We start from the raw sequence: 18389 nt of genomic DNA, 5'->3' as shown, positions 1-18389 counted from the left end.
ATTTATGTGATTGAATTACAAAAACTTATATCTAAACTTAAAAAAAACTCTAAACCTAAGAAGAATGAAAAAAAACTACCTTTTTAAACTTACATTATTTTTCATACCGGTACTTGCATTGTTTTTAATGTCTAATGCAGGCGGTAGATTTGCACCCGCTTCCGGTTCTCCCGGAGATGGAGGAGCAACTTGTGTTGCTTGTCATAATGGTGGGAATTTTAATGCTTCAGCAACGATCACTACTAATATACCTGTTACAGGTTATGAGTTAAATACTGTTTACAATGTAACTGTTACTGCAAATTCTACAGCTCCGGCTCACGGATTCCAATTAACAGCAGAAAGAGATTCTGACAATGGGAAAATGGGAACTCTTATTGCAGGTTCTGGAAGCCAGTTGGTAAACTCTGACGGAAATATAACACATACAAATCCGAATCAATCTAGTTGGACTTTCTCATGGAGGTCACCAACGACTGATGAAGGTACTGTATCATTTTATGCTGCTGTAAATGCAGCCAATGGAAATGGTCAGGCATTTGATGGATCAGATCAAGTGGTAACAACCTCGTCTTCTTCACCGTCCCTTAGTATTTCGGAAGCAAGATTGTTAAAATTTGAAATGTATCCGAATCCTTCCAGCGATGAAGTAACAATTCAACTACCAAGCGGAACAGAAAAAGCCAAGGTAGGAGTGTTTGATTACACAGGAAGACTAATCAGCTCTCAAGAAGTAACCAGTTCTAATAGAAAAGTAGACGTAACCAACTTGGTTAGCGGAATATACATTATTAGAGTTACAGCTGATAATAAAATAGGAGCTCAACGATTTATTAAGAGCTAAAAATTTATTTGAGTATTTTGAGAAAACCGATTGTATTAGTAGCAATCGGTTTTTTTTGTGCCTTTTTTAAAGTAAGTTTGCGTAAGGATTCCCCTTAAAAAAAAGACTCAATGAATTATATACTTTTTGATGGTAATGTTAGAGATGCTTTATTACCATTTACCTACACCAGACCAGTAGCGGATATAAGAATAGGGATTTTAACCATACGCGAGAAATGGGAAAAAGTACTGGGATTAACTACAACAACCATTACCGAAGAATATTTGGAAGAAAAATATCCAATGGTAGAAATGGCAGAGAATGTAATGATTAATGCTTCTTTTCTGCCTACCAAAAGTTTGGTAGAAAAAGTAAAGAGTTTATCTCAGAATCAAGCAATTTTTAAAGGAGAAGAGGTAATTGCATTTTTTACATCGGACACCCAGGAAGAAGTAGATTTTGACTCTTATGAAGCTATTGAATTCGACGAGGAAATTATACAAGTAAAGAATACTTGGGATATTTTTTCATTGAATGATAAAGCAATTCAGGCTGATTTTGAATTGATTACTGAAGGAAGAAAATCGCAACCCATTCCGGAAGGTGTACAGTGCATCAACAAAGAAAATATTTTTATTGAAGAAGGTGCAGAGATTACATTTTCTACATTGAATGCTTCTACCGGTCCAATTTATATTGGAAAGAATGCCTTAGTTATGGAATCTTGTTCTGTTAGAGGACCTTTTGTGATGTGTGAGAACTCTGTACTAAAAATGGGAGCAAAAATCTACGGAGCAACAACTTTAGGACCTTACTGTAAAGTAGGAGGAGAGGTAAACAATTCGGTAATGTTTGGATATTCTAACAAAGGACACGAAGGTTTCTTAGGAAACTCTGTAATAGGAGAGTGGTGTAATTTAGGAGCTGATACCAATACATCTAACTTAAAGAATAATTATGCCGAAGTAAAACTTTGGAGTTATGAAACAGGGAGATTTGCCAGAACAGGATTGCAATTTTGTGGATTGATCATGGGAGATCATTCAAAATGTGGAATCAATACCATGTTTAATACAGGAACAGTTATAGGAGTAAGCGCCAATGTTTTTGGAAGTGGATACCCAAGAAATTTTATCCCGTCCTACAGTTGGGGAGGAGCATCTGGGTTTACAACCTACCAAATGAGAAAAGTTTTAGAAGTGGCTGAAGTAGTTATGAAGCGTAGAAGCATCGAACTTTCTGAAGTTGATAAGAATATTTTAGATACGGTCTTTGAAATGACCAAAACCTATAGAAACTACTAAATAAAAAAAGCCTTGATACTTCAAGGCTTTTTTTATGGATAAAAATGGTTGTTTTAGTTTCTGCTTTTTACGCTTCCAGATCCTACAGATTTCGTGTCAATCTTTGGAGGGTTTCCTTTGTAGTAGATGCTTCCAGATCCTGCAACAGTAGCTTTGATCTCATCTTTTACACTTACTCTAATGTCTCCAGATCCAGCAATACTAGCTTTGATTGAGTTTACCTGTAACTCGTAAGCTTTAATGGTTCCTGATCCGGCGATAGAACCTTTCATATGATCAGCTTTTCCCGATAATTTGATGTTCCCTGATCCACCGATAGAACTTTTTACGTTGGTAGCATCAACTTCTAGTTCAATGTTTCCAGAACCTCCTAAGCTTACTTTAAAATCTTCTGCCTTTAAAAGAATTTCACTTCTCACATTTCCGGAACCTCCTAAAGAAACATGATCAATTTCTCTAACAGGAACAGTAACCGTGATTCTACGAGTAGTTTTAAGGTTTATTCCTTTTTCTACTTTTACTTTTAGCGTACCTCTGCTTACTTCTGTAACAATGTACTCCATTAAGTTCTCTTCCCCTTCGATCTTAATTTTCCCTTCAGTTCCTCTTACTAAGATCACGTCAAAGAAACCTCCTAGGCTTACTCCGTCATAATCTCCCGTGCTGCGAGTAATTGTAGTAACATTTCCGTTACCTCTCACTTTTTTGTTTCCCCACCAACTTTGAGCATCCACAGAGAATGTGATGGTCAAAATAAATGCTGTTAGAATAAATTTTTTCATGATATTTTAGTTTTATAAGTTTTGATTAATTTTCGTACAATGAAACACTACCGTATTCTGATTTGATAGTTATTTTTGAATTTGATTTTCCTTTTCCATAAACACCTTCATAATATTTTTTAGTGCTCTTTACAATGCTTTTGAACATTTCTATATTGCTATCTGTTCTTTTGAAACCTGCATACTGTAGGTCAATTGTAAAGCTGAAATTATTACTGGATGATGTTCCTATTTTTATTCCTGCATACTCACTGTTGATGTTTACCGTTTCAAACCCGTTGGCTAAATCTTTGATACGGATAGAACCATAATCTGAAGTTAGTTTTAGGTTTTTCTTTACGGTACCAAATCGGAAACTTGTGTAATCTCCATTACCAGTTGCATTTACAACATTTTCGGCTTCTACACTACCATAGTCTGCACTAAAAGTAAAGTTGTCTAATTCCTTTATTCTTACAGTAGAGTAATCTGTATTTAGCTTAATATCAGTTGCATTATCGATAGTTAACTTAGAATAATCAACATTCACATTTCCATTTTTCATCGAATTAATGGTAGAACTAGAGCAGTAATCTAAGTTGATGGTTGAATCGTTTCCTTTTAAGTCTCCAATGCTGATCTTACCATAATCACAGTTGATTGTAGCCTTTCCTTCCAATTCGTTCAAGCTAATACTACCATAGTCATTGTTTAAACTAGTACTATTGGTAATTGGCATTTTTACAGTGTAGTTGATCTTGTAAGAAATGTTCTTACTCTTCTTCCAGATACTCCAGTTGTTCTTTCTACTTCCGAGAATAGTTTTAGCTTCTACTAAGCTTGAAGAACCATTAAAGTCTACATCAATTTTCTCCAATCTGTTTTCAACATCGTCCAAGTCATTTCCTCGAACAGTTATTTTAACATCGATCTGAATTTTGTTTTGATTCCATGTAGTTACATTAATATCTCCGTATTTGTTGATAATTACCAACTTTGCATCGCTGTTTACATCGAAAGATTTTTTGATTTCTTTACTTCTTTCATGTTTCTTTTTGTCGTTATCATTGTTTGCAAATACAACGGATGGAATCAATAATAACAGAAAAGCTAACTTATATATAGATTTCATCTTCTAAGGTTTTTTGGTTTTTGATTAGTTCAATTTGTATAAGAGTGTTTTCTAGAACTTCTAGACGTTTTCGATAATTTTCTATCATCTGAGTGATGACCTTTTGTTGTTCTCCGTTTTCGCTCAACTCCTTGATAAATAATTTGTAATCGTCTTCTAGCTCTTCCAGTTGATCCAGTGCTTTTTCAATTACTTTCTCAGTTTCTAAGCTTCTATTCTTCTCTAACTCTTGGAGTTCAACGTTAATGGTGTTTACAAAGTAGGTTTCTACTTCTTGCATTTTAGGAGAAATGCTACTTAAAATAGGCCCTTCAGTATTTGGTCTCATCGTTTGCCCTAAGAAGAAACCTAGAGCTAAAATGATTGAAGCGGCTACACTCATCCATTTCCAGGAAACTTTCTTCTGAGTTTTTGTTCCTTGTAAACGCTTTTCGAAACGTTGTAGATGACCAGAATGTGGTTCGTGAAAATCAAATTCATTTTCACTAAAAAAGTTATGTAATTTATCTTCCATACATCTGTGTATTTATAGGCCCTTCAGACAAGGCTTGTTTTAATTTTTTCTTTGCTCTTGAAATTGTGGTTCTCACATTTTCATTGGTATATCCCAAAATTTGAGCAATCTCTTCATAATCATACCCTTCAATTAGATTCAAGTTCAATACCAACTGATAGTTTTGTTTTAAAGAATTGATCTTATCCATTACTTCTGTTGCTTTGAGTACCGAATAATCAATTCGTTCTTCCTGAACCTCATAATTTGGTATTACTTCCATCTTTACTTCTTGGTAGCGATTGTTCTTTTTTAACTGTGTCAAGCTCTTGTTGATCACAATACGTTTCAACCAAGCTCCAAACGTTACTTCTCCTTTAAAAGTATGTAGTTTGGTAAAGGCTGTTAGAAATGCCTCTTGCATGATATCTTCAGCTTCATACTCATCTCTCAAAATTCTGAATGCAGCGTTATACATGGCTTTATAATAGCCTTTGTATACCTGCATCTGAGCATTTTGATCAGATTTTTTGCAGCGTTCTAACAGTTGGTTGATATGTTGATTTTTCGCTTCCAAAGAAACAGTTCTATTCTAGAGACAATCTACTTTTTTGTTTGTGACAGTTTTGAAAATAAAGTTAGATAAATTTTGAAAACAGATAAGAAAAGAATAGTTGGCAAGAATAAAATAGCACCCAATAAAGAGTGCTATTTCAAAAAAGAAAGGACAAAGTCCTTATCGATAAACTTAAGATAATGAGTATAAGTTTTCTGCATATTTATAAGCAGAGCCAGTATTGAGCATCACTACTGATTCATTCTGCTTAATCCAATTACTAGTTCTTAACTTTTTATAGGCTGTCCAAACAGCTGCTCCCTCTGGAGAAATAAACAAACCTTCGGCTTCTGCAAACTCTTGCAAACCTTGTTTGATCTCTTCATCAGAAATGTCTACAACTGTACCGTTGCTTTCATAAATGGTTTTCATAACCAATCGATCTCCAAATGGTCTGGGTACTCTCAAACCATTTGCAATGGTAGGAGCCGGATCTTCAAAAGCTTCAATAGTTTCAATACCCGCTTGAAACGAATGAGTAATAGGGTTACAACCTGTGCCTTGCACAGCCACCATACGAGTTGGAATATTTTCGATCCACCCCATTTTTTTCATTTCTTGAAAAGCTTTCCATATACCAATCAAACCTGTACCACCTCCGGTTGGGTAAATGATCACGTCGGGTAATTCCCAATTGAGTTGCTCTGCAATTTCATAGCCCATTGTTTTTTTACCTTCCAATCGGAAAGGTTCTTTCAGGGTGGATACATCAAACCAAGAACCGTCATTTTGAGATTTCATCAGCTTGGCTGCATCAGCAATGTTTCCTTTAACACGAGTGACATGAGCTCCCATGATCTCACAATCCAATTGAAAAACTTTTGGTGTTGCTTCCGGCATAAAAATATGTGCTTTTATTCCTGCTTTAGCACAATAGGCACTTAAGGCACTACCTGCATTACCGGCAGTTGGAATACAAATTTCTGTTACACCTAACTCTTTTGCCTTGCTAACAGCCATACTCAAGCCTCTAGCTTTAAAAGATCCGGTTGGGTTGCCAGATTCATCTTTAAGAAAGAGTTGGTTTTGCGAATAGGTGCCTGATAGAGTTGTTAAGGATAGAAGAGGAGTAAAACCTTCTCCTAAACTTACTCTGTTTTCTTGTTTTACAATAGGTAAAACTTCTGCATATCTCCACATGTTGTATTCTCTGCCTTGTAAAGATTCCTTAGGAAAAGAACCATTTAAATGATAATCTGCTATCAAAGGGTGGCTATCTTTCTGGCAAAAGTCATGAACTGTATTTGTGTCGAATCTTTCATTACACTCAGGACATAGTAGGGTTTCGTATAAACTGGTGGTCATAAGTTGGCTTTGGGTTTGGAAGTCAAAGATATAGGGATTCATTTTATTTTCCTATCATTCCTATAGGATTTATAAAATTTAAGAAAAAATTATGATTCTAAGCTATACTAACAAATTTGCTTTGCGATTTATACTTGGCATAACAATTGACTTTATTAATTGAGAATGAATGTTTTTAATTGATTAAAGCGTTGATTTCTAGCAATTTAAAATTGTTTTAAAAAGTTTGGTTGTTTTCGGTGTAAAGAAAACAATGTCACAATGACAGATAAATAAGATATGAGTAAATCCAAGATAGTAACACTAGACAGTTTGTCGCTTTCCAATATATTGAATGAAGATTCTGAATTGATTCCTTTAATGACTCCTGAAGATGAGGAGATTATTAATAAAGAAGAAGTTCCGGAAATACTTCCTATTCTTCCTTTGAGAAATACAGTTTTGTTTCCGGGTGTTGTAATTCCAATTACGGCAGGTAGAGATAAATCAATTGAATTGATCAATGAAGCAAACAAAGGAGATAAAGTTATTGGAGTTGTTGCACAAAAGAACGAAGAAGTAGAAGAGCCTACAAGAAATGATATTTATCAGACAGGTGTGGTAGCACAGATCTTGAGGGTATTAAAAATGCCTGACGGAAACACAACAGTTATCATACAAGGTAAAAAGCGTTTCGAGATCCTTGATATGATTCAAGAACAACCTTATTTAAAGGCAACAGTTCAAGAAGCATTAGAAGATAGAGAAATTGATGATCCTAAAGAGTTTGACGCGATTATCGATTCGATAAAGCATCAAGCTTTAGAAGTAATTAAGGAAAACCCAATGCTTCCTTCAGAAGCATCTTTTGCCATTAAGAACATTCAGAGTGATTCATTTTTAGTCAATTTTATTGCGTCTAATATGGATCTGTCTGTAATGCAAAAGCAAGTTTTACTAGAAAAGGATAGTTTAAAAGAGCGCGCTTTATTAGCATTAAAGAACTTGAATAAAGAATTGCAAAAGCTGCAATTGCGTAACGATATTCAGTCGAAAACACGCTCTGACCTTGATCAGCAGCAAAGAGAATACTATTTACATCAGCAGTTAAAGACCATTCAAGAAGAATTAGGTGGTGCTTCTAATGAAGAGGAGTTGGATGAGATGCGATTAAAAGCTCAGAAGAAAAAATGGAGCAAAGAAGTAGGAGAGACTTTTGATAAGGAATTAAAACGCCTGAGAAGAATGAATCCTCAAATGGCAGAGTATGGTGTACAACGCAACTATCTTGAGTTGATGTTGGAACTTCCTTGGGGTGAGTATTCTGAAGATAAATTTGATCTTAAAAATGCACAGAAGATCTTAGATCGTGATCATTTTGGGTTAGAGAAGGTAAAAGAAAGAATCATTGAGCATCTTGCTGTATTAAAGTTGAAAGGAGATATGAAATCTCCGATCATCTGTTTGTACGGGCCTCCGGGAGTTGGTAAAACATCGTTAGGAAAGTCTGTTGCTGAATCTTTGGGGCGTAAATATGTAAGAATGTCTTTAGGAGGAATGCGAGACGAAGCAGAAATTAGAGGGCATCGTAAAACCTATATCGGAGCAATGCCGGGTCGTTTGATTCAGAATTTGAAGAAGGCAGGAACTTCAAACCCTGTTTTTGTTTTAGATGAGATTGATAAGTTAGGGCAAAGTCATCAAGGAGACCCTTCATCAGCAATGTTAGAAGTTTTAGACCCAGAACAAAACACTGAGTTTTACGACAACTATTTAGAAGTTGGATACGATCTTTCTAAAGTGTTGTTTATTGCTACGGCAAACAACTTAGGTCAAATTCCTTGGGCGTTAAGAGATCGTATGGAGATCATCAACGTTACAGGATATACCATAGAAGAAAAAGTTGAAATTGCTAAGAGACACTTGTTGCCTAAGCAATTAAAAGAACACGGGTTAAAGTCTAAAGATCTAAAACTAGGAAAAGCACAAATCGAAAAGATTGTAGAAGGATATACTAGAGAATCCGGAGTTCGTGGTTTAGAAAAGCAAGTGGCTAAAGTTGTTAGATACGCAGCAAAATCGATTGCTTTGGAAGAAGAGTACAATGTAACCTTAACCGATGAAGATATCGAAACTATTTTAGGAGCTCCTCGATTAGAGCGAGATAAGTATGAGAATAATGATGTAGCAGGAGTGGTTACAGGATTGGCTTGGACAAGTGTTGGAGGAGATATTTTATTTATCGAATCAATTTTATCAAAAGGAAAAGGTCACTTGAGCATTACCGGAAACTTAGGTACGGTTATGAAAGAATCTTCTACCATTGCAATGCAATACATCAAAGCAAATGCAGAAGAGTTTGGGATTAAACCGGAAGTTCTTGAAAACTATAATGTACACATTCACGTTCCGGAAGGAGCAACTCCAAAAGATGGCCCTAGTGCCGGAGTAACCATGCTAACGTCACTAGTATCTGTATTTACGCAACGTAAAGTAAAAAGTAGATTGGCAATGACCGGTGAGATTACTTTGCGAGGTAAAGTATTACCGGTAGGAGGAATCAAGGAGAAAATCTTAGCTGCAAAAAGAGCAAATATCAAAGAGATCATTCTTTGTGAAGAGAACAGAAAAGATATTGCTGAAATTAAAGAGAGCTACTTAAAAGGATTGAAGTTCCACTATGTAACAGAGATGAGTGAGGTAATAGATATTGCGCTCACCAAGCAGAAAGCAAAGAACGCAAAGAAATTAGTATAAATAAAAAGCTGTCTGAAACCTATCAGGCAGCTTTTTTAAATTTTACGCTTTTTAGAACGATGTTTTAACATTGTTTTCTCTACAAACTTTTCATCATAATCAACTTTACCGGATAAAAGTCCGTCTTTATAAACCAATTGACGGGATACAAATCGAACCCAAAGAACATCTTTCTTTTTGTAAGGTTGAGGTGTAATGATTACTTGTTTGACCCAATTTCCTCTAGAATCATATTCGTAATAATAATTTGTATTGATGGCAGGAATGCGATTTCGATTCATCAATTTATCATGAAATGAATCTGTAATCAATTGCCCTTGGTCATTGTAATAATAGTCAGTGCGATAGGTATTTGAATATTTTTTAGAAGTAACCCATCCTTTTTGATTAAAGGTTTGTCTTTTAAAATCTTCAAATTGATTTTGTTCTGTAATCGTACTGTCTTTATTGAAAATAAGTTGAGTAAAATATTCTTGTTCATCTAAAGTATATGTTATCTCCAAATTGTTTGAGAGTTGATATGATGCTTGTTTCAAATTATATTTTGGATAATAAAAATGAAATCCATGAAAGTCTACACGTTGGTATAATGTCGTAGAGTCGATATTCTTGGTGCCTTTGTAAAAATGTTTATAATCGATCAGAAGCTCTTTTTCATCTTTTAAATAGGAGAATGTATACAAGTGTTTCATATCAAGATGGATGTAGTCTTCTTCTAAAGAAGTGATGTTTCCATTCTTGTAGGTTGCATGCGTAATTCTATTGAGCTTTTGACTGTCGGGGTAGTAGTTGTATGTCTTTGCAGACACCACACCATTCTTTAATCCATGCTTGGAGCTTTCTACAATATTGGTTTGAGAATAGCTAAAAGAGGTAATAAAAAGACAAAGTATGGTTTGTATGAGCCTCATAATTGATTTTGAGGCAAATTAGAGATCAAAACTCTGTCAAAACATACGCTATATGACGTATTTATTGCCACTTTTTTTGGTCTTTGATTTTAAGGTAAGCTCATTAAAAATTTATAGACCAAAAAAACTTCAAACCCTATTAAATGCTAATAACTAGAAGGTTGTGGGAAATGATGTGAAAAGAAATTTAAAATAAGCTAACCATTTTTTAAAAATAAAAAAGGAGTACGGTTTAGTTTTTTTGATATCTTTAAACTGCTGAAAAAGAAAAAAATGCTATGAAGCTTCTCAGCTAATTTATAAATGGTATGTCTATGGGTTTTAGGACCCTATGGATTGCTATTTGCTTAGTTGAAAGACCTCTCCTTCAAATTTCTTTTTCAAAGGAATTTTTATTAACCATGCTTAAAAAGTTACAGTATGAAAAGAACAACATTACTGGGCGTACTGCTATTAGCGGTAAGTACTATTTATGCCCAAGATCTAATGCCTAAAGTAGTACCGGTATCACCGGAAGCTGCTAGTTTAGGTAAATATGGAGATCTACCTGTAAATTTATCTACAGGAAGACTCTCATATAACATTCCAATTTTCACCATTGATGTCAATGGTTATCAACTGCCGATTTCACTTTCTTACAACAATGGGGGGCTTCTTGCAGAAGAAGATACCGGAGTAGCGGGGCTAGGGTGGACTTTAAATGCAGGAGGGAGAATTATAAGACAGATGAGAGGAAAGCCAGATGAAGACTCTAATGGTTATGTAGGAGGGAACATTGGACTAAATTGGGTAATACCATACAATTTTAACCTTTGGGATAATTTAACGCCATCGGAAAAAGCGAATAAAATTAATTTGCTATATAGGAATGGGTTAGATGGGAGTTGGGATACTCAACCAGACAAGTTTGTAATTAATGCTGCCAGTATTGGAGGATCTTTTTCTTATAATGAAGTTGGAGATGCCATTTTTTATCCACAAAAAAACTATATCATATCCAAGTCTTCAAATAATTATACAATTAAAGATGATCAGGGTATTACATACGAGTTCAACGATAAGGAAACTACGACTGCAGAGGCGATGTCTAACAATGAACAGTTGAGTCCACCTACTACTTATGTTTCAAGTTGGGGGTTGTCAAAAATATCGTTTCCAACAAACGATAAAGAGATCACTTTTTCATATGCTTTAAAGGGGGCATATGACAAGACTTCTCATTCTGAATCTCGGAAAATATATACAAGTAAAACAGGAAATAGCCAGTTATGTTCTTCTACTTCTGGAGCTATTACCAAAAGTCATTTTGATACATCTATTATAAATAGGATTCAGATTTCTACTATTAGTTTCCCTAAAGGTAGTGTTGAATTTGATATTAGAGATGTGAATGACGGAGCTTCTGGTTTAACAAGTTATTTACATTCTATTACGGTGAAGAACTCCTCTGGGGATATAATCTCTTTATATACTTTTGAATATGATAATATTAACTCAAAAGTTAAATTATTAGAGAAGATTAGAAAATATGACGCCTCCAATAATGAACATCCTTTTTACAGTTTTGAATATAACGGAACACCACCTTCTAACATAACTTATGGAGCACAAGATGTTTGGGGATATTATAATGGAAAATCAGGATTTAACTTTTTTCAGAATGATAGATCAGTAGATTTTAGCCAAGCTTCTTTAGGGGCTTTGACAAAGATCATATATCCGACCAAAGGATATAGTGAGATCACTTACGAACCTAATAGAGCTAAAATGAGTGTTGATAGTCATAAAAACCTGATTTTAATGACACAAACTGTACAGCCTAATAAATCTGAAGAAATTAACCTAACGGCTACGGGATCTAATTCCAAAACAGTTACGCTACCTGTTGGACAGGTAATAAAAGTTACTATGATCACACAATTTAACAGTGGAAATGGATTAATGGAATCTAATGTTGAGTTATCGGCCGCTGGAGGTGCTAGTAATTTTGAATGTAATACCTATGGAACTTTTGGGAGTAACTGTCTACTGTTAGCGGAAACAATAGCAGAACAAGGTAATGTAATTGGAGGAAGTTCTAATAAAAATTACACAAATTATTATTATGTTGATGCTGGGGCTTCAATTACTATATCTGCAAACCTTCAGGAGTTTAGTGCTCAGGGTAAGGCTTTTATCAAGTTGGAGTATTTTGATCCTACCACCCAAGATCAGTTGGATGATTATACAGAGATTATAGAGAATGGAACAACCTATATTACACCGAGAGTAGGGGGAATAAGAGTGAAGTCTACTTCAGATTGTAATACAGTTAACGATTGTATTAATAAAACTTATAAGTACATAAGAACTGATGGGAAAACAAGTGGACAATTATTATCTACTCCTATATATGAATATATTCAGACGTTAGCAGATTTTAATGGAGAATGTACATTTAAAAATGTTTCATCTAATAGCAGTATTCCTTTGGCCAGTTTCCAAGGGGCACCTGTACTTTATGATCGTGTAGAGGTATTACAAAATGGGAATGACACAAATGGTAAAACAGTATTAACATTTTCTAGTGAAGTAAATGCAGCTCCTGGATATCCATTCCCGCCTATCAATAGTAGAGACTGGAGAAAAGGAAATCTTTTAACAGAAACTAAATATGCTAAGAGAGAAGGTACTTTAATAGCGGTGAGTAAAACAGTCAACACATATGCGACTGTTTATCCGTATGTTTCTAATACTACTACTAGAAAGCACTCTATTGGACAGGTTATTGGAAGAAATATTTTTGATTATAGAGGAGTGCAAGGCGCTTTAATTGAATATGATAACACCGATTTTGAGGAAAATTCGTTTAGTAATCGTCCTGAGTTTTATCATTTAACATCATCTATACAAGAATTGGATAGTATAACGGTAACAAAATCTTACCAATACGACTCTAATTCAGGTTATTTAGACGAATCAACTGTTAGTGATAGTAAAGGATTGGTTCTTAAAACAGTGAATTCTTATCCTTTAGATGTTAGCAATACAACTTTAGTTAATGCAAATAGAATTGCTTCTCCTGTTCAAGTAGAAACATATAGTGGAACAAATAAGCTTTCAACTCAAAAAACAATTTTTGGAACTCATAATACATATTTTTTACCAAGTACAATACAAACATCTAAAGGAACTGGACCTCTAGAAGACCGTTTAACATATCATAGTTATTATGCTAATGGAAACATCAAAGAGGTAAGCAAAAAGGATGGAACTCACGTGGTATATATCTGGGGATATAATCAAACATTACCGGTAGCAAAAATTGAGAATATATCTTTTAGTAGCATTCCGGCAACTATCTACAATAATATTTTAAGTACCTCAAATAACGATGTAGACACAGCAACAGAGAAATTACTTAGAGATGAGTTAGAGGCTTTACGTAATCACACTAATCTTTCTGGAGCCATGGTTACTACGTTTACTTACGATCCACTGGTAGGAATTACCAGTATGACCGATCCTAGAGGCAATGTGATCTACTATGAGTACGATTCATTTAACCGATTGAAGTTGGTAAAAGACAAAGACGGACATATTGTAAGTGAGAACCAGTACCACTATAAAAACTAAGCAGCTATGAGAAAGAAGATAACAAAGATGGTAGCCTTAGCTATAGCGGCGCTACCCATGGCACTAGGTGCCCAGAGTACTACAGAGAATCATGTAGTAACCAAAACTTATAAGGTAAAAAGCACCACAGTTTTAAATACACAAAACACAGATACTGTAAACACAGCAATCCAATACATGGACGGTTTGGGAAGAGCCAAACAGAGTGTATTGGTTAAAGGAGGAAGTGGTAGCTATGGAAACAACCATCTGCCTTATGATTGGTCTTTAGGAACCCCAACCAACGCAGGTTTTTACAATTTAGAGGGCTCAAGTACAGAGAATGAGATCGTAAATGGAACCACACCTTTTGGAGATACAGACCTGTTATGGGAATGTAAGAATATAAGTGGAGGCTCAGGTTGGATAAGTGATCATGTGTCTATAGATCATACGAAAACCTATCGATATACCACTTGGGTAAAGAAGACAGGAAATAACCCATTGAACGGAAGAACCTATCATGGAGTTCATGCCAACATTAATAATCTAAACGGAACTACAAACAGTAACCCATACTTTTTTGCCAATACACTTCCTCAGAATGATGTTTGGTATTTATTGGTAGGTATTGTTCACCCTTCAGATTACACGGGAGGAGATACAGGAGTATCTGGAGTGTATGACATGCAAGGGAACAAGGTTTTAGATGGAACAGAGTTTAAATGGACCTCGGGAGGGACGTATTCTAAGTTTAGAAACTATTTGTTCAATGCAGATAGTAGTACAAGACAATATTTATGGAGTCCTGTAGTACAAAAGATCGACGGAACAGAAACACCTATAAATGATTTGTTGACTACCGCTACAGTATTTAACAGTGAAGAGATAAATGCAAAGGATATTGTAACGCATTTTGAGTATGATTCTATAGGAAGGCAAACCAAAGAATTCTTACCATATGCGAGTGCGTTTTCTGATGGAAGAATCAATACAGGAGCAGGTTTGGCAACACAGAGCTATTATCAAAACAACTATGCAGACGATTTTTCAGGAGTAACGAATACAGCAGATATTAACTCCTATTCAGATAAGGTGTTAGAAAGTTCTCCACTGGGAAGAATCTTGGAACAAACAGCACCTGGGAAAGATTGGAAAAAAGGAAGCAATACCATATCAGGAAAAGGCTATTCGGATGGACATAGTATTCGTTTTGAATATGGGGTTAATATACTTAATGAAGTAAAACGTTTTGATGTGAGTTTGAGTTTATCCAACAATACCTATACGCCGAGTATTTCTCAAAATGGATATTATAATGCTAAAGAGCTTGCTAAAACCATTATCAAAGATGAAAATTGGAAAGTTAGTGATGGACTGGCTCATACAACAGAAGAATTTAAGAACAAGCAAGGACAGGTTGTCCTAAAGAGAACCTATGGTAAAAAAGGTATGGATACCAGTGTATCACCACATGATACTTATTATGTATATGATGATTATGGGAACTTGACCTATGTATTGCCTCCTAAAGCTTCGGATCAAACCATTTCATCTACGATATTAGATGGGTTGTGCTATCAGTACAAGTACGATAATAGAAACCGTTTGGTAGAAAAGAAGATCCCTGGAAAAGGATGGGAATATATTGTATATGACAGATTGGATAGACCTATTTTAACCCAAGATAAGATTCAACATGACAAATCTCCTAGGGAATGGACTTTTACCAAATATGATGACTTTGGAAGAGTGGCCTATACAGGAATCTGGCAGTATAGCGGATCAAGAACACATACACAATCCATTGCAGATGGGACATCGTATCCTGTTGCTGAATCTTTAACAACAGTAGATTGGTTAGCCGGAACACGACTATATTATACAAATACAGCACTTCCAGTTTCCAGTACCTTTGAGGTACATACGGTGAACTATTACGACACCTACATTGATTTTCCTAATGGTTCTGGAATGACAAATACAGTAACCAATTATTATGGTGTTGCATCTACAACCAATACAAAAGGATTGGCAACGGTAAGTAAAGTAAGAGTTTTAGGGCAAAATCCACAAAAGTGGATCACAACCATTACTTACTATGATGATTTGGCAAGACCTGTGTATGTATACAGTTATAATGAGTTTTTAGAGACTACCGATATTGTAGAATCTAAGTTGGACTTTACAGGAAAAGTATTGGAAACAAGAACTACACACAAAAAGACAGGAAAGTCAGATATTGTAACTATAGATGTATTTGAGTATGACCATCAGGATAGATTGATCTCTCAAACACAGAAGGTTAACAATAGGCTTCCGGAGCGTATTGTAAAGAACAATTATGACGATCTTGGGCAATTAAAAAGTAAGCTTACCGGAAACGGAACCCAATCAGGGTTAACAGATGTAACCAGTGGTTTGGTTATTAATGAGAATGTGATTAGTAAAACATCGGGTTCTTGTTGGTATGTTGGGGCAGCTACTTTAGGAAACTTCCAGGCAGACGGTTATATAGAGTACGAAGCAGGAACAGTTTCTAACTTTATGGTAGGGTTATCTGACAGTAATGTAAATGCTGTGTGGACTACTATTGATTATGCTATTTACCATGAAGGGGGAAATACTGTTATCTATGAGAATGCCGTTCACAAAGGGTATCATGGAGGAACTTATAGCGTTGGAGACGTGTTTAGAGTAGAGCGTATAGGAAATAAGATCTACTACAAGAAAAATGGAGAAGTTATTTACATCTCAGAAACACTATCATCAGGAAACTTATTAGGAGATTTAAGTATCTGTACAGATGGCACGCAGATCAAGAATTTACACTTGGTAGACAACAGCAAAGGATTGCAAAATGTAGATTACAATTACAATGTAAGAGGTTGGTTGACTAACATCAATAACGATACGCAGAGTGACAATGATCTGTTTGACTTTACACTTCGTTACAACAACCCAACAGGGAGCGCTACAAAACTCTTTAACGGAAACATCTCTCAAACCAGTTGGACAACAGCAAGCACCAATACCACAGGAAACCCTGTAAGTAACTTGTATACCTATAGCTACGATGCACTGAACAGGATTACATCGGCTGTAGACAATACGGGTAATTATAATTTAACAGGTATTAGCTATGATAAAAACGGAAACATTCTTACCTTGCAAAGACAGGGGCATACCAACAGTGCTGCTACCTCGTTTGGAGTTATGGACGACCTAACATATTCTTATGATGGAAACAAACTACTTAGAGTTGCAGATGCAGCTCTTATAGATCAGTTTGGGTTTAAGGATGATGCAGTTGATACAACTCCGGATAATGGCGATGATTATGCCTATGATGCCAATGGAAACATGACTCGTGATGATAATAAGGGTATTACCAATATAACGTACAATCATCTAAACTTGCCAGAACAGGTAACATTTGCAAATGGAGGTCATATCATTTACAAATATGATGCAACAGGAGAGAAATTAAGAAAGGAAGTAGAATCTGCAACTGAAGACCCTATTGCTACAGAATACGCAGGTAATTTTATTTATGAAGTATTAGAAGGAGAGGAAGCAAAATTACAGTTCTTTAACCATGCAGAAGGCTATGTAAAAGCGAATGTCACATCGAGCGGAGTCGAGATGTCTTATATGTACCAATACAAAGACCATTTAGGAAATGTAAGATTGACCTATGCAGATTCTGACAACAATGGTACTATTAATGCTAGCACAGAGATTGTAGAAGAGTCTAATTACTATCCATTTGGCTTGAAGCATAAAGGGTATAATAACGTGATTTCTTCAAACGGAAATAGCGTGGCGCAAAAAATTACATATAGTAGTATGGAATTTCAAGATGAACTTGGATTAAATTGGTACGACTTTGGAGCTAGAAACTATGATGCTAGTTTAGGGCGCTGGATGAATCTTGACCCATTAGCTGAACAAATGAGAAGACATTCTCCATATAATTATGCATTTGATAACCCAGTTTATTGGATGGACCCTGATGGAATGAAACCAGTTGCATGTTGTGGTAGTGGAGCAAGAACAGGCCCAAGACCAAGACCTCGTATTAATACAAATAGGAATAGAAGGTTATATAGTAACAATAGAGCTAGAGCTAAAGCTACCTTTATTAGAGAATCTTCGATAAGATTAAAAGAAGGTTTCAGAATAGAATCAACTAATTTTGCAAAAAATGTAAGAAATATGGTAGAAAGCCATAACCTTAAACCAAGAGATCCTTCTGAAGCATCTGGAAAAGCTGAAGGTCCTGGGTTATATGCTCTGAAGACATTAGAGTTAGTGGCTGACACCCAAGATTTTTTCAAAACAGTAGGTATTGGTGAAGTAGGCGAAACAGGAGGTCTAGGAATTCCTTTGACTAAAGATTTAGATAAAGGAAGCATTGGAGTTAAAGATTTTGATACTGCTATTAAACTTATAGGGTTAGAAGCTGAATATCAAAAAGAGTTCAGTTCACTAATGTCTGAAACGGTAACTGATGATGATGGAAACGAAACTTTTAAATATCATAAATTTGAAGTGATGATGATGCTAGGACCATCACCTTTACAAACTGTAAATGCTGTTGCTCAGGAAGCTTTAAAAAAGGGTCAGGCCGAAGAATATAATGTTATAACAAGAAAACCTTTACAAATTAATCCAACAAATTAGTTTTATATGTTTTTAAGAAGTTTTA

General features: G+C 35.3%; 11 protein-coding genes. 5 read left to right on the top strand and 6 right to left on the bottom strand.

The annotated features are described in order from the left end of the window. Window positions 1–64 precede the first annotated feature (64 nt). Window positions 65–844 (top strand): choice-of-anchor V domain-containing protein, encoded by a 780-nt coding sequence (locus tag ACFSRZ_RS01055; RefSeq protein WP_379664661.1) that lies wholly within the window; start codon window positions 65–67, stop codon window positions 842–844. Window positions 845–954: 110 nt separating this feature from the next. Next, window positions 955–2130, top strand: coding sequence for a GlmU family protein (locus ACFSRZ_RS01050; protein WP_379664660.1), 1176 nt, complete (start codon window positions 955–957; stop codon window positions 2128–2130). 53 nt (window positions 2131–2183) lie between these two features. On the opposite strand, the gene ACFSRZ_RS01045 is transcribed toward ACFSRZ_RS01050, so the two are convergent. From ACFSRZ_RS01045 to ACFSRZ_RS01025, 5 genes are all read right to left on the bottom strand, one after another. Next, entirely contained in the window at window positions 2184–2912 is a 729-nt protein-coding gene (locus ACFSRZ_RS01045) for a head GIN domain-containing protein (RefSeq protein ID WP_379664659.1), read from the bottom strand. A gap of 25 nt (window positions 2913–2937) precedes the next feature. After that, window positions 2938–4023: a hypothetical protein gene (locus tag ACFSRZ_RS01040; protein WP_379664658.1), complete on the bottom strand. Its 1086-nt coding sequence runs from the start codon at window positions 4021–4023 to the stop codon at window positions 2938–2940. Then, complete coding sequence (locus ACFSRZ_RS01035) at window positions 4007–4537, bottom strand: hypothetical protein (RefSeq protein WP_379664657.1); 531 nt, start codon at window positions 4535–4537, stop codon at window positions 4007–4009. Before ACFSRZ_RS01035 ends, ACFSRZ_RS01040 begins: the two co-directional genes overlap by 17 nt. Then, the gene (locus tag ACFSRZ_RS01030; protein ID WP_379664656.1) at window positions 4527–5093 is read right to left on the bottom strand and encodes an RNA polymerase sigma factor; all 567 of its coding nucleotides are present in this window, start codon (window positions 5091–5093) and stop codon (window positions 4527–4529) included. The genes ACFSRZ_RS01035 and ACFSRZ_RS01030 overlap by 11 nt, the downstream gene beginning before the upstream one ends. A gap of 171 nt (window positions 5094–5264) precedes the next feature. Further along, window positions 5265–6437: a threonine synthase gene (locus ACFSRZ_RS01025; protein ID WP_379664655.1), complete on the bottom strand. Its 1173-nt coding sequence runs from the start codon at window positions 6435–6437 to the stop codon at window positions 5265–5267. 279 nt (window positions 6438–6716) lie between these two features. Here ACFSRZ_RS01025 and lon point away from each other — a divergent pair, with 279 nt between their 5' ends. Then, window positions 6717–9173 carry an endopeptidase La gene (gene lon / locus ACFSRZ_RS01020; protein WP_379664654.1) on the top strand — a complete coding sequence of 819 codons (2457 nt, stop codon included), beginning with the start codon at window positions 6717–6719 and terminating at the stop codon, window positions 9171–9173. A 35-nt stretch (window positions 9174–9208) separates the two neighbouring features. On the opposite strand, the gene ACFSRZ_RS01015 is transcribed toward lon, so the two are convergent. Continuing rightward, the gene (locus ACFSRZ_RS01015; RefSeq protein WP_379664653.1) at window positions 9209–10084 is read right to left on the bottom strand and encodes a hypothetical protein; all 876 of its coding nucleotides are present in this window, start codon (window positions 10082–10084) and stop codon (window positions 9209–9211) included. A 420-nt stretch (window positions 10085–10504) separates the two neighbouring features. Between ACFSRZ_RS01015 and ACFSRZ_RS01010 the strand changes: the two genes are divergently transcribed. Next, window positions 10505–13699 carry a hypothetical protein gene (locus ACFSRZ_RS01010; protein WP_379664652.1) on the top strand — a complete coding sequence of 1065 codons (3195 nt, stop codon included), beginning with the start codon at window positions 10505–10507 and terminating at the stop codon, window positions 13697–13699. 6 nt (window positions 13700–13705) lie between these two features. Further along, on the top strand, window positions 13706–18364 hold the full coding sequence (locus tag ACFSRZ_RS01005; RefSeq protein WP_379664651.1) for an RHS repeat domain-containing protein: 4659 nt from the start codon (window positions 13706–13708) through the stop codon (window positions 18362–18364). Window positions 18365–18389: the final 25 nt, after the last annotated feature.

Source organism: Pseudotenacibaculum haliotis (assembly GCF_042684245.1).
In the GTDB taxonomy this organism is placed as follows: Bacteria; Bacteroidota; Bacteroidia; order Flavobacteriales; family Flavobacteriaceae; genus Polaribacter; species Polaribacter haliotis_A.
Note: the sequence above shows the minus strand (reverse complement) of the source record. Positions and strands in the feature narration are given on the sequence as shown.